The organism is Desulfatitalea alkaliphila, assembly GCF_022968795.1.
Taxonomy (GTDB): domain Bacteria; phylum Desulfobacterota; class Desulfobacteria; order Desulfobacterales; family Desulfosarcinaceae; genus Desulfatitalea; species Desulfatitalea alkaliphila.
Window position 1 is genome coordinate 14,606 of sequence record NZ_JALJRB010000020.1, and the last position, 12,777, is coordinate 27,382.

Below are 12,777 nucleotides of genomic sequence, written 5' to 3' on the forward strand. Positions count from 1 at the left end.
GCGGCGGTCGATCAGTTCACCCGCCGCTCATGGCCCTTCCACTCTTGCTCGCGCAACTTGTACTTCTGGATCTTGCCGGTGGCGGTCTTGGGCAGCTCGCCGAAGGCCACGTACTTGGGCGCTTTGAAGCGCGCCAGGTGCTGCTTGCAAAAGGCGATGATCTCCTGGGCATCGGGCTGACGGCCCGGCTTGGGCAGCACGAAGGCCTTGGGCACCTCGCCCCACTTGGGGTCGGGTACAGGGATCACCGCCACCTCCATTACGTCGGGGTGCCGGAAAATGACGTTCTCCACCTCCACGGTGGAGATGTTCTCCCCGCCGCTGATGATGATATCCTTCTTGCGATCCATGATCTGCGCATAGTTGTCCGGATGCATCACGGCCAGGTCGCCGCTGTGAAACCATCCGCCTTCGAAGGCGGTTTCGGTGGCCTTGGGGTCTTTGTAGTAACCCAACATGACATTGTTGCCCCGCATCACGATCTCGCCCATGGTCTTTCCATCGCGGGGGACCGGCGCCATGGTGAGAGGATCGACGACGTCCATGTGGTGGGCCACGATGTAGGGCACCCCCTGGCGCGCCTTGAGCTGCGCCTTCTCCTCGTCGGGCAGGTGGTCCCATTTGCGCTGCCACTGGCAGACGCTGTGGGGGCCGTAGACTTCGGTCAAGCCGTAGGTCTGGGTGATGTTGGCGCCGATGCCCTCCATGTTCTGAATCACCGTGGGCGCCGGCGGCGCGCCGGCGGTCATGATCTCCAGGCGATGGTCCAGACGGATGGTGTGTTCCGTGGCATAGGCCGACATGCCGATGAGGATGGTGGGAGCGGCGCACAGATGGGTCACCCCTTCCGCGGCGATGATGCGGAAGATCTCTTCGGGCACCACTTTGCGCAGGCACACGTGTGTGGCGCCCATGGCGGTGATGCCCCAGGTGAAGCACCATCCGTTGCAGTGAAACATGGGCAGTGTCCAGAGATAGACGCTGTGGGCGGTGGTGCCGAATTCCAATTGTTCGCCGATGGCATTGAGGTAGGCGCCGCGGTGCTGGTACATTACCCCCTTGGGCAAGCCGGTGGTGCCGCTGGTGTAGTTGATGGTGATTACCTCCAGCTCGTCTTCCACGGCCAGTGGCACCGGCGTGGGCGCCTGCTCCGCCAGCAACGCTTCATAAGCCGGTCCCGGCAAGAGGGTGGCGTCGCTGACGTCGCAAATGTTGACGAAGTGCGATACTTGGGGCAGGCGATCACGCATGGGCGCCACCAGGTCGGCGAATTCATTGTCCACGAACACCGCTTTGGCATCCGAATGGTCGATGATGTAGGCCACTTCGTTGGCCGAAAGGCGGATGTTGACACTCACCAGCACGGCGCCGAGCAACGGCACGGCATAGTGGGCTTCAAGCATGGGCGGCGTGTTGGGGCAGATGTAGGCCACCTTGTCCCCTTTGCCGATGCCCATTTTTTGCAGGGCCCCGGCCAAACGATAGACCCGTTCCAGGAATTCACTGTAAGTGCGCCGCCGGTCACCGTAAACGACCGCCACCTTGTCGGGGAAAACCATGGCGCTGCGGAGCAGGAAATGGACCGGGCTGAGGACATCGTAGTGCACATTGGGAGCCGGCATGGTGCTGTTTCCTTTCTTGGCATAAGCGGGTGGATGATAGGATCACGGCATCTGAAAAAGTGAGCCGCCGCTGTTTGCGAGGGCTTGGCCGACGCATCAGGCGCCGGCGGATTTTTCGATCCGGCTGATTATCGATCACATCGGAGTCGGCACGCTGCAGGAACCGTTTGAGAGCCATTCAGGATACTTCGGCGATTTTACAAAACTAACGCCGTTCAGTCAAATGGTGTTGGCCGGTTTGTTGTGTTTGGATAAAGATAGTTTAAAGTTGAAAAGTTTAAAGTTTAAAGCAAGGAATGCTGTCGATTTAAAGATGGTTTGTGCTTGACAGCGGATAGCGTTCACGCCACCTGCACGAACAATCCGGTTGCCGCTGTTTCGGCGGGTGGCACTGGCAACTGGTTGCCAGTGTTGCGCAGCAACAAGAGGTCATGCGCATCACTGCCGCCACTGGCAAGGCGGATAACGTTCACACCACATGCACGAACAATCCGATTGCCGCTGTTTCGGTTACCAGGGCACAAGACCGACCGGGCAGATAAGTGCTGCCGCCCGGTATCTGTTGAACAGTGTGATGGGTGTACGGTTGACGCCGCTTTTGTGAAAAGCCTCTTGGCCTTCGGCCACCGGCAACCAGTTGCCGGTGCCACCCCCGACGCTGCCGCAACACCATATATCCCCACGCTTTCCTCGGGCGGCGTGGGAAATGGACTGCCTGATCAAAATCCTTTCCACTGGCATCCCCACCCCCTAGAATCGACAGCATTCCTCAACTTAACACTTAACACTTAAAACTTAATAATTTTAAAGCTTTGCAATATATTCGACCATCCGCCGCCGCATGGCCCCATCCGGCAATCGGCCGAATCCGGCGGCCATGTTGTCCAGCATGTGGTGTGCTTTGGAGGTGGCCGGAATGACGCAAGTGACGGCCGGGTGGGCGATGACGAACTTGAGGAAGAATTGTCCCCAACTGCGGGCGTCGAATTCGGCACTCCACTCCGGCAGGGGCGTGCCGCGGGTTTTGCGAAACAGGTCGCCTCGCTGAAACGGCCGGTTGATCAGGACGGCGATGCCCCGGTCGGCGGCCAGGGGCAACAGGCGCTCCTCGACGGTGCGATCTTGCAGGTTGTAGGAAAATTGGACGAAGTCGAAGGGTTCGGTGCGCAGCAGGCCCTCCAGTTCGGCGTGGCCCCGGCCATGGGAGGTGGTGATGCCGATATAGCGAATACGGCCCTGCTGCCGCCACTCCCGCAGCACCGGCAGGTGGGTCTGCCAGTCGCGCAGGTTGTGAATCTGCATCAAATCCATGGTGGCAACGCCGATGCGCTCAAAGGATTGAGCCATTTGCCGCATGCCGTTTTCTCGGCCGTCGGTCCACACTTTGGTGGCGGCAAAAACCACCTCTTGCCGGCCGGTGGCCACCAGCAGTCGGCCTACCACCGACTCGGCGCGGCCATACATGGGGGAGGTGTCGATCAAGGTCCCGCCGTGGTCGAAAAATGCGTGCATGACATCGGCCAGGTCGTTTAAAACAGCGGCGCTGTCGCCCGCATCGAAGGTGCGCGAGGTGCCCATGCCCATCACCGGCAGTTGCTCGCCGGTGACGGGAATGGTGCGCCGGATCGGGTCGGGCGCCGCGGCGGCGGATAGCAGCCGGCCCGGCGCAAGGGCGATTCCGGCCGCAAAAGCGCCGGTGCCCAGAATGAAAGTGCGGCGGTTCATATGCCAGGATGAAATGTTCATGGTGTGTTCCTCCATCGTCATGGGTGCGGAATGAAGTGCCCTGGTTGGGGCATCCGCCTTACGCCATGGTTTGAATATCAACGGTCTTGGGGTCGCGTGGCGGCGATCCGCTCCTGCTGTATGCCCAACCGGAAAGCGACCAAGGTCCATAAGCCGGCCAAAGGTACGGCCGCCAGGGAGATGCCGGCAACGGACAATCCGATGGCCGACATGCCCGCATAGACCCAGGCGCTGACCGCGTCCCCGCCACGATAGACCACGGTGTCGATGAAATTCTTGGACTTATACTTCTCCTCCTTGCCGAGCACCACGTACAACATTTCGCGGGCCGGCCGCATCAGCGCGTAATTGCCTGCCCGGCGAATCACCTGCACGGCTACGATGGCCCATAAGGCGGGTGTCATCGCCAGCAGCAGAAAACCGACCGTCAGCATCAAGGGGATGGTCGCCAGTGTCCAGGCAAACCCCAGTCGCGTGACGATGCGACTGGTCAGTAGAAGTTGGGTGATCAGGGTCAGCGCGTTGACCGTGAAATCCATGCCGGCGAAGAGCGCTGTGCGCTGGGCCGGATCGCTGAAGTGATCGCGGACGATATGGGCCTGATGAAAGTAAAGGAAGGTGGCCAAGGTGGTGAACAGCAGCATCAGGCAGCAAATGCCGAGTAGATAAGGCGATTGCAGCACCAATTTGACGCCGCCCAGAATGTCGCCGCCCACAGGCTTGTCCATGGCGGCTTGGGGGTTGGAAGGCGCGCCCCCGTCTTTGCTGCCGTTTGGCCCGCCATGTGGTTCCAATGTGCGGCCCCAGTTCACCAAGCGGTGGATGCAAAGCACCGACCAGGAAAGAAGGGCGGCCGATAACGGCAGCAGGTTGGTCGGCCCCAGGGGCATCACCAGTAGAGCGGTCAGGGCCGGACCGGTCAAGGCGCCGGCTGTTCCCCCGGCGGCGATGATGCCGAAAAGCCGTTTGGCTTGTTGCGTGGTGAAGATGTCGGCCATGAAACTCCAGAAGACCGAAACGATGAACAGGTTGAACACGCTGGCCCAGATGAAAAAGGCGCGCGCAACGTAGGCGTGGGTGATCTCCATGCGGAACAGCAAAAAGAAGAGCAGCAGGCAACCGATGAAAAAATAGTATATGTAAGGTAGAAAGCGGTGCGGTGCATGGCGTCGGGTCAGCCAGCCGAATAGCGGCACGGCCGCCAACATCACCAAAAAGGTGCCGCTGAAAAGCCATTGCAGATGCTGCACGCCGCCGGCGATTCCCATTTCATCCCGCATGGGGCGCACGATGTAATATCCGCAAAGCAGGGAGAAGAAGTAGCTGAAGGACCAAAAAAGCGGGCGCCACTCATCCGGACGCAGGCCTAAAAGCTGCCGCCATCCTGAGTGGGCGCGTTCTGCGGTGTACGAAGCGGATCGGGAAACACGGGCGGACGATTGGGCAAAAGGAGTACCTCCTGTTCTCTATAATGGGCAATATTGGAACGGGTGTTCCGGGTGTCAATAAAACGCTGCATATCAAGACCTCCATTTGTCATCCTTTCCTCAACATGTTTATGGTAATGTAATGCGAGTCCATCGTCGTCGCCGGGGGAGTAGCGCATGAAGGATCTGTTCAAGCCGGGAGTCAACTGCGGGAAGGTGGCCGTCGCCCATCGGGCGGCCTTCATCGTGGACGGCGAGGCCTATTATCGCGCGGTTTACGAAGCGCTGCAGCGGGCCCGGCGCCATGTGTTCATCATCGGTTGGGATCTGCACAGTGAGCTGAAACTGGTGCGCGATGGGCGCGATCATGTGCCACCCGTGCGGCTGCGGGCGCTGCTCAACCACCTGGCCGCCAAACACAAAGGCTTGCACATCCACCTGCTGTGCTGGGATTTCGCCATGATTTACGCCATGGAGCGGGAATTTTTGCCCTGGTACAAATTGCAGTGGCGCACCCATCGCCGGGTGGCCTATTGCCTGGACGGCGCCCATCCCGTGGGGGCTTCCCAACATCAGAAACTGGTGCTGATCGACGATTGCCTGGCCTTTGCCGGCGGCTTTGATCTGAGCGAACAGCGGTGGGACACGCCGGCCCACCGCCCCGAAGATGCCCGGCGGGTGACACCCGACGGCAAGCCCTATCCCCCGTTCCACGATGTGCAGATGGCGGTGGACGGCCCGGCGGCCCGGGTGTTGGCCGAGCTGGCGCGCACGCGCTGGGCGGCGGCCGGCAATCGTCCACCGGCGATGGTGCCGCTGGACAAGACATCCGATCCCTGGCCGCCGAGCGTCGTGCCGGATCTGCGGGAAGTGCCGGTGGCTGTCGCCCGCACCATCCCCGAATACGAATCCCGCGCGGCGGTGCGGGAGGTGGAGCGGCTTTACCTGGATTCCATCGCCGCCGCCCAGCGTTGGATCTATGTGGAAAATCAATACCTGAGTTCCCACCGCATTTGCCAGGCGCTGGAAGGGCGCTTGGCCGAAACCGATGGGCCGGAAGTGGTTTTGGTGTTGCCCGAACGCACCGGCGGCTGGCTGGAACAGCACACCATGGATATCCTGCGCGGCCGTATATTGGCGCGGCTGCGGCAGGCCGACCGCCACGACCGCTTGCGTGTCTACTGCCCACGCATCTCCGAAACGCCGGCATGCCATCTGATGGTGCACGCCAAGGTGATGGTGATCGACGATCAGGTGGCACGGGTGGGCTCTTCCAATCTGAGCAATCGCTCCATGGGCCTCGATTCGGAGCTGGACCTGGCGGTTGCCGCCGGCACGGACGAGCGTGTGGGCCAAGTCATCGCCGGTTTTCGCAATCGCTTGTTGGCCGAGCACCTGGACAGCGATGTCGATATGGTGGCGCAACTGCTGGACCGCAAGGGATCGTTGATCGCGACCATCGAGGCGCTGGCCACCGGATCCCGTGCCCTGGTGCCCCTAACCGGCGATGTGCCGCCCGAGGTGGACCAGTGGGTTCCCGAATCCGAGCTGCTCGATCCCGAGCAGCCGGTGGCGCCCGAAGCCCTGGTAGACTATTTCGTCACACCGCGGGAACAGCCCTCGGCCTTTCGCCACTTGCTCAAGGTGCTGGTGGTGCTGGGCCTGGTGCTGGCCCTGGCGGCTCTGTGGCGCTGGTCGCCGCTGGGGGCATGGCTCGATTTGGACAAGGTGCTTTCGACGGCCCGGTGGCTGCGGCAGCAGGCGGCGACCCCCCTGCTGGTGCCCCTGGCCTATGTTTTGGGCGGCGTGGTGGTCTTTCCGGTCACCTTGATGATTCTGGCCACCGTTATGGTGTTCGGTCCCTGGTGGGGGTTGGGTTACGCTTTGTTGGGGGCGGAGCTGAGCGCCGCCGTTTTGTTCTTACTGGGCCGCCGCCTGGGCCGGGATGCGGTGCACCGTTTTGCCGGCAACCGGGTTCGCCGCATCAGCCGCAAACTCTCTCGCGCCGGCATCCCCACCATCGTCACCTTGCGCATCATACCGGTGGCACCCTTTTCGGTCATCAACCTGGTGGCCGGTGCATCCGAAATCCCTTTCCGCGATTTCGCCATCGGTACCTTGATCGGCATGTTGCCGGGGATTGTCACCATGGTGGTGTTGGCCCACGGCATCTCCTTTTTCCTGCAACGACCGGCATGGGACCGGTTCGCCCTGGTGGCCGGGGTGCTGCTGCTGGCCGTCGGCGGGTTGCTGGTGTTGCGCAGTTGGCTCAAGCGGCGACACAGCGGCGCAGCGGCCCGTAGAGGGTCTTGAATGACGCTTCGGGTCGCTACCTACAACATTCACCGCTGCGTCGGCCGGGACGGCATGGTCTCCTGCCAGCGGATCGCAACGGTGCTCAAGGGATTGCGGGCCGATGTGATGGCCCTCCAGGAGGTGGCCTACGATCCCGACACCCTGGGCAGGGGGTTGGGTCTGTTGACCCGCACCCTGCGGGCCACGGCCATTCCCGGTCCAACCCTGATGGAACACAAGGGGTGGTACGGCAACGTCCTTCTCACCCGCATCCCGCCGTGCGCCGTCCAGCGCCTGGACCTGCGTCGGTCGGGCCGCGAGGCGCGGGGTGCCGTGGCGGTGACGATCATCAAAGCCGAACGCCGCATCCGCATCGTGGCCACTCACCTGGGCTTGGGGCCGGCGGAACGGCGCGCCCAGACCCGGCGCCTGCTGACCTGGTTGGCGGGCGGCAACGCCGATATCACCATTTTGATGGGCGATTGCAACGAGTGGTGGCCGTGGGCCCGCGTTTTGCGCTGGGTCGCCGGCCGTTTCGGCCACTCGCCGGCACCGGCCAGCTTTCCCGCCCACCGGCCCCTGCTCTCCCTGGACCGCATCTGGGTGGCCCCCGCCCACCGATTGCTGACAGTGGACGCCTACCGCAAACCACCTGCCGCCGAGGCATCCGACCATTTGCCCCTGGTGGCCCGGGTGCGACTATAAAGCGCTCTGCGCGGGCTCTCATCCTACCAGGATCAGGTTCTGGTCGGAGATCCGCTGCATCACCGCCGCCGAAACGCTGCCCAACAACCAGCGCCGCACGCCGGTGACATTGCGCCGCCCCATGACCACCGTTCCGTAGCCGCCGTTGGTCATTTCCCCTAAAAGCGCTTCGGCCGCACCCTGACCGGCGGGAAGCACCTTCAACGGTGTGTCCGGGTCCCAGCCTTGGATCTCCAATGCTTGCCGCCATTGCTGTCGAGCCGTTGCCCGCTCCTTTTCCAGCACATGGGCAAAAGTGATGTCGAACCGCGATGGTGGATAGGCGTGGTGAATGTAGCGCAGCAGCAGCCCTGCGTCTGCGGACAAATCGCAAGGCACCAGGATTTTGGTCGGACGGGGGTGGGTGCCGAGAAAACCGATGGCGCCGCTGGTGTGCTTGGCCGCCAAGCGTTCGCGCCAGCCTTGTGCGGGTGCCGTTCCCAGAAGAATTACGCCGAACCGGCCCTCTTGCGTCGCATCAAGCACCTCGCGATCCAAGGGCTGGCTGGCGGTGCGGATCACCCAATCCACCTCCCCATCGGCCGCCGCGGGCACTTGGCGGAGGCTACGCAACCATCCCAGGAACGGGGGGATGGCGGCCTCGAAGGCGGGATCGGCCGTGGTTTTATGAAGCAACAGAAAACGGACCCGGGTTTGCGCTGCCGGGGGGAATCGGGGCGGCCGGTTGGCGCGAATTGCTGCCAGATCCTGCACTTCGGCGGCCACCACCAGGGTACGCCCCGTCCGTCGGGAAAGGAGGTCGGTCTCCAGATCGATCCGCACCCGCTGCGCCTCGGTCCAGCGGACACAAGCGACGCCTTGATCGTGGATCACCCGTTGCAGGCAAAAGCCGCAGTTGACGCATACCCGGACCTTGCGACCGACCGCCGCCTTTTGCGGCCAGCGGGGATCGGCCAGCAGGGGGCGGGCCAGGCCGATCAGGTCGGCGGCCCCGCGGCGCAGCACCTTGGCCGCCACGGCAGGGGTGAAAAGGCGCCCCGACAGGACCACGGGCAGCCTCACAGCCGCCTTGAGGGCCGTGCCCTCTTGGGCCAGGTGGCCCGGCCGGGCGGTGATGCGGGTCACTTCGGGCTTGAACATGGAGGTGTAACTGCCGGCGGTCAGCGACAGGTAGGCCACCCCCTCTTCTTCGAGCCGACGGGCGAAGGCGACGGCCTCGGGCAGGTCGATGCCGTCGGGGACCCACTCACGCACCATCAGGCGCCATCCGACCGGATAATCGGGCGGCAACCGGCGCCGGACTTCCTGCAGCACCGCCAGGGGAAAGGCGGCCCGTTCGGCCGGGCTGCCGCCGAGTGAGGCATCGATCTTGTTGCTGTAGGCCGAAAGGTAGGATGCCAACAAGTAGCCGGTGCCGCCGTGCAGCTCGACCATGTCGAAACCGGCTTCACGGGCCAGCCGGGCGGCAGCCCCGAAATCGGCGATGGTTTGATGCCGCTCCTTGTCGGTCATGGGTCTTTGCCAACGGGCCAGCATCTCCATCATCTGTTGCGTGAGGCGGAAGCGCTGCTTGACGGGAAAGGTTTCCATGAAGGCCCGCAAGGACGCCACGTCGTGCAGGATGTTTTCGGCATCCATGGGGCTGGGAACCAGGGGCCGGCCGGCCTTGGCGAAAGGGCCGCCGTGGTTCAATTGCAGACAGGCCAGGGCGCCTGCCTCGCGGATGGCCTCGGCCAACCGGGCGAGCCCCGGCAGAAAGGCGTCGCCATGCACGCGCAGATTGCAGCGGGAGGTGACGCCTCCGGGAGATATGGCGCCATTGCCCACCACCACGAGCGCGGCACCTGAAAGAGCCAGGCGCCGGTAGTGGTCGATCATCAAAGGTGTTACCGCCCCCTCCGGGTCGGCATAACCGGTGAACAACGGTAGCGCAACCAGACGGTTGCGCAAACGGTGACCGCCGATATCGGCCGCTTGGAAGAGCGGGGCATGATCGGGATTGGTCACAGGCGTTTCGGTCGGCATGTCGGCACGCACAAGCGGGCGTCGCAAGGCGGATCGCAAGGGGCTCGGTCCCGAGGACGTTTCCCTATGGGCGATAGGGGCCTATCGGCCATCCGCTTTGCCGCAAATGAAGGGGGGGTGGGTTGTTCCGCCCCACCCCCGCCGTGTTGTGGCTGAATTCCAGGCATCGACGCCGGCAAAAGGGCCGGCGTGTTCTTTTTCCGCCGTTATCCGCGCCGCAGTGCCGCAATGCGCTCTTCCAGCGGTGGGTGGGTCATGAACAAACGTTTAATCCCGCCGCCGCCCTTGCCCGAAATGCCGAAGGCCGCCATCTGATCGGGCAAATGGGGTTGCGTCACGCTGCGACGCAAGGCCTCCAGCGCCGATGCCATTTTTTCCCGACCGGCCAGGCGGGCCCCGCCCGCATCGGCGCGGAATTCACGCTGACGGCTGAAATAGAAAACAATTGTGCTGGCCAGAATACCGAACACGATCTGGGCGACGATGGAAGTGATGAAAAACGCCGGGCCGTGGCCCTCTTCGGTCTTGAACACCACCCGGTCCACCAGGTGGCCCACCACCCTGGAGGCCGCGATCACGAAGGTGTTGACCACCCCCTGGATCAAGGCCAGGGTAACCATGTCGCCGTTGGCCACGTGGCTCACCTCGTGGGCCAGTACCGCCTCCACCTCGTCTTGATTCATGGCGCGCAGCAATCCGGTGCTCACCGCCACCAAGGCGGCGTTGCGCCGCATGCCGGTGGCGAAGGCGTTGGGGTCCGGCGCTTCGTAAACGGCCACTTCGGGCATCTGGATGCCGGCCTGCTGGGCCTGTCGCTGCACGGTCTGCAACAGCCAGCCCTCCATTTGGTTGCGCGGGCTGGTGATCACCTTTGCGCCGGTCATGCGCTTGGCGATCCATTTGGACATGGCCAGGGAAATGAACGAACCGCCCATGCCGAACACCGCGGCGAAAATCAAAAGATTCTTCATGTCCAGACCGACACCCTGATCATCCAGAATGCGGTCGACGCCCAAAAGGCTCAGCACGATGCTGAGCACCAGGATAACGGCCAAGTTGGTGGCAATAAACAGGATGACTCTCTTCATCGACGATCTCCTCCGACGTTAAAGGTCTTGCACACGGTCGCGCGGACGATGAACCGGCCGCCGGGGCCACACCCCCTCGGTCGAGCGGCTGTCCGCAAACCAAATCGCTCCAATATAACAACCCATTGACTGCAGTCCAGCGCTTGGGGCCGTGAATTTGTCCAAACAGCCGCCCACTTGGCAGCAATCTCGGGTCAAGAGCGGAAATTAGCAAACGGGTGTGGGGTTGGCAAGCAACATCGGGCAGGGACAGCCGGGATGCCAGGTCCGACCGGGGCGGCTTGGTCCATTTTACCGGATCGCCATCAGGATCGGGCTCGCAAAGCGGTTTCTTGTTGTTATTGTTTTCGATCCCGATTTCGATAGCGATGTTTCCATCCAGGTTCACGCACCACCACCCTCAAGGAAGCTAATCCGCCTGAAGTCATTAAATAATATTAAACATTGACAACCGGCATGGGCATTGTTAGAAGCCTGACGGATTCAAAGGAAGGGTGGACCGTTGCCCTACGACCCTAAAAAGTTCAGGTTGTTCGATTTTAAGAAGAATCGGGTCTGGAGCGAAGGTCTGGCCTTCGTCATGCAGATCGGCCTGACCATGGCCGGATGCATATTTTTCTGTTTTTTCGTTGGTCTTTATCTGGATCGGTGGTTGGGCACGGGCGGCATCTTCATCGCACTGTTCATCATCCTGGGGGTGGTGGGGGGGGCGTACACCGCCTATCGCCAGATTCAGGAGACCTTTGAAAAGGACGAAAGGCGCCGGCGCAAAGCGGCATCCGACGAGCGCAATGGAAACGATTAGAGATCTGCAAAAACGTTACTGTTCACGGGCCATGATCGTTGCCATCGCCGTCGCGCTGGTGCTCGTCGTGCTCGGATACAAGCCCCTGGCACGGGGGTTGGTGCTCGGCACCCTTTTCAGCATCATCAATTTCGTTCTCATGGGACAGACCCTGCAGGCGCGTCTCGCCAAACCCCGAAGCCGGCCGACCTTGGCGGCCCTGTTGTCGGTGCTGGCGCGATACGCCTTGATGGCCGTGCCCCTCATCATCGCTCTTCAGTATGAGCCTTACCACATCGTGACGGCGGTCGTGGGTCTTTTCATGGTTCAGGCGGCAATCCTGTTTGAAAGCGCCAAGAACCTGCTATGGCACCGATCGTCGGCCACAGGCATCGGGAAATAGCTGCCATGGACGAGTTGGGAAAAATTTATCAGTTGATTGTGCCGGTGGGCGGAGTCAACCTGGCGTTCAACCTGAACGTCATCCTCATGACGTGGATCGTCATTTTGCTGCTGATCGTGTTCGGCTATCTGAGCGCCCGCCATCGCAGCCTGTTGCCCGGGCCGATGCAGGCCATGGGCGAGCTGTTCGTCACCCAGTTTTATACGCTGACGGAGGACGCCCTGGGCGAAAAGCTGGCCAAAACCTACGGGCCGCTGATCTGTGCCCTGTTCATGTTTTTGCTGCTCTCCAACTGGATCGGCATCATCCCCCATCTGTCCGAACCGACCATGGATCTCAACACCCCTTTGAGCCTGGGGTTGATGGGCTTCGTGCTGGCTCATTACGCCGGCATCCGGGCCAAGGGAGTGAAGAATTACATCAGGGCCTACTTCGAGCCCATTTTTTTCATGATGCCGCTGAACCTGATCGGCGAGATCGCCAAGGTGGTCTCCATCTCCTTCCGTCTGTTCGGCAACATCATGGGCGGCTCCATCATTATCCTGGTGGTTTCCTACCTGACCTACAGTCTGGTGCTGCCGCCGTTTTTGAACGCCTTTTTCGGGTTGTTCATCGGCACCATCCAGGCGTTTGTCTTCACCATGCTGACAATCGTTTACATCGCGGTACAGGTTGAATAATC

General features: G+C 61.9%; 10 protein-coding genes. 5 read left to right on the top strand and 5 right to left on the bottom strand.

Features of this window, described 5'->3' with window-relative positions; genetic code table 11:
• Window positions 1-11: 11 nt before the first annotated feature.
• From MRX98_RS15730 to MRX98_RS15740, 3 genes are all read right to left on the bottom strand, one after another.
• Complete coding sequence (locus MRX98_RS15730; RefSeq protein ID WP_246911809.1) at window positions 12-1,622, bottom strand: long-chain-fatty-acid--CoA ligase; 1,611 nt, start codon at window positions 1,620-1,622, stop codon at window positions 12-14.
• 804 nt (window positions 1,623-2,426) lie between these two features.
• Complete coding sequence (locus MRX98_RS15735; protein WP_246911812.1) at window positions 2,427-3,368, bottom strand: aldo/keto reductase; 942 nt, start codon at window positions 3,366-3,368, stop codon at window positions 2,427-2,429.
• Window positions 3,369-3,445: 77 nt separating this feature from the next.
• A complete protein-coding gene (locus MRX98_RS15740) occupies window positions 3,446-4,648 on the bottom strand; it encodes an NTP/NDP exchange transporter (RefSeq protein ID WP_246912081.1) in 1,203 nt (400 codons plus the stop codon).
• Window positions 4,649-4,972: 324 nt separating this feature from the next.
• Here MRX98_RS15740 and MRX98_RS15745 point away from each other — a divergent pair, with 324 nt between their 5' ends.
• Window positions 4,973-7,108, top strand: a complete 2,136-nt coding sequence (locus MRX98_RS15745; protein ID WP_246911814.1) for a VTT domain-containing protein — start codon at window positions 4,973-4,975, stop codon at window positions 7,106-7,108.
• Window positions 7,109-7,795 (top strand): endonuclease/exonuclease/phosphatase family protein, encoded by a 687-nt coding sequence (locus MRX98_RS15750; RefSeq protein ID WP_246911823.1) that lies wholly within the window; start codon window positions 7,109-7,111, stop codon window positions 7,793-7,795.
• Window positions 7,796-7,813: 18 nt separating this feature from the next.
• On the opposite strand, the gene MRX98_RS15755 is transcribed toward MRX98_RS15750, so the two are convergent.
• Entirely contained in the window at window positions 7,814-9,820 is a 2,007-nt protein-coding gene (locus MRX98_RS15755) for an oxidoreductase (protein ID WP_246911826.1), read from the bottom strand.
• Between the two features lie 206 nt (window positions 9,821-10,026).
• On the bottom strand, window positions 10,027-10,908 hold the full coding sequence (gene htpX / locus MRX98_RS15760; RefSeq protein WP_246911828.1) for a protease HtpX: 882 nt from the start codon (window positions 10,906-10,908) through the stop codon (window positions 10,027-10,029).
• Window positions 10,909-11,410: 502 nt separating this feature from the next.
• Here htpX and MRX98_RS15765 point away from each other — a divergent pair.
• The 3 genes from MRX98_RS15765 to atpB are packed head-to-tail and all read left to right on the top strand — an operon-like array spanning window position 11,411 to window position 12,775.
• Window positions 11,411-11,713, top strand: a complete 303-nt coding sequence (locus MRX98_RS15765) for an AtpZ/AtpI family protein (RefSeq protein ID WP_246911830.1) — start codon at window positions 11,411-11,413, stop codon at window positions 11,711-11,713.
• On the top strand, window positions 11,700-12,095 hold the full coding sequence (locus MRX98_RS15770) for an ATP synthase subunit I (protein ID WP_246911833.1): 396 nt from the start codon (window positions 11,700-11,702) through the stop codon (window positions 12,093-12,095). Before MRX98_RS15765 ends, MRX98_RS15770 begins: the two co-directional genes overlap by 14 nt.
• A gap of 5 nt (window positions 12,096-12,100) precedes the next feature.
• Window positions 12,101-12,775 carry a F0F1 ATP synthase subunit A gene (gene atpB, locus MRX98_RS15775; RefSeq protein WP_246911836.1) on the top strand — a complete coding sequence of 225 codons (675 nt, stop codon included), beginning with the start codon at window positions 12,101-12,103 and terminating at the stop codon, window positions 12,773-12,775.
• Window positions 12,776-12,777: the final 2 nt, after the last annotated feature.

Excerpts from the sequence above, each read along its gene's own strand:
- atpB (WP_246911836.1), top strand. The coding sequence starts at position 12,101 with ATGGACGAGTTGGGAAAAATTTATCAGTTGATTGTGCCGGTGGGCGGA.
- MRX98_RS15730 (WP_246911809.1), bottom strand. The coding sequence starts at position 1,622 with ATGCCGGCTCCCAATGTGCACTACGATGTCCTCAGCCCGGTCCATTTC.
- MRX98_RS15735 (WP_246911812.1), bottom strand. The coding sequence starts at position 3,368 with ATGAACATTTCATCCTGGCATATGAACCGCCGCACTTTCATTCTGGGC.
- MRX98_RS15770 (WP_246911833.1), top strand. The coding sequence starts at position 11,700 with ATGGAAACGATTAGAGATCTGCAAAAACGTTACTGTTCACGGGCCATG.
- MRX98_RS15755 (WP_246911826.1), bottom strand. The coding sequence starts at position 9,820 with ATGCCGACCGAAACGCCTGTGACCAATCCCGATCATGCCCCGCTCTTC.
- htpX (WP_246911828.1), bottom strand. The coding sequence starts at position 10,908 with ATGAAGAGAGTCATCCTGTTTATTGCCACCAACTTGGCCGTTATCCTG.
- MRX98_RS15740 (WP_246912081.1), bottom strand. The coding sequence starts at position 4,648 with ATGCGGGATGAAATGGGAATCGCCGGCGGCGTGCAGCATCTGCAATGG.
- MRX98_RS15745 (WP_246911814.1), top strand. The coding sequence starts at position 4,973 with ATGAAGGATCTGTTCAAGCCGGGAGTCAACTGCGGGAAGGTGGCCGTC.
- MRX98_RS15750 (WP_246911823.1), top strand. The coding sequence starts at position 7,109 with ATGACGCTTCGGGTCGCTACCTACAACATTCACCGCTGCGTCGGCCGG.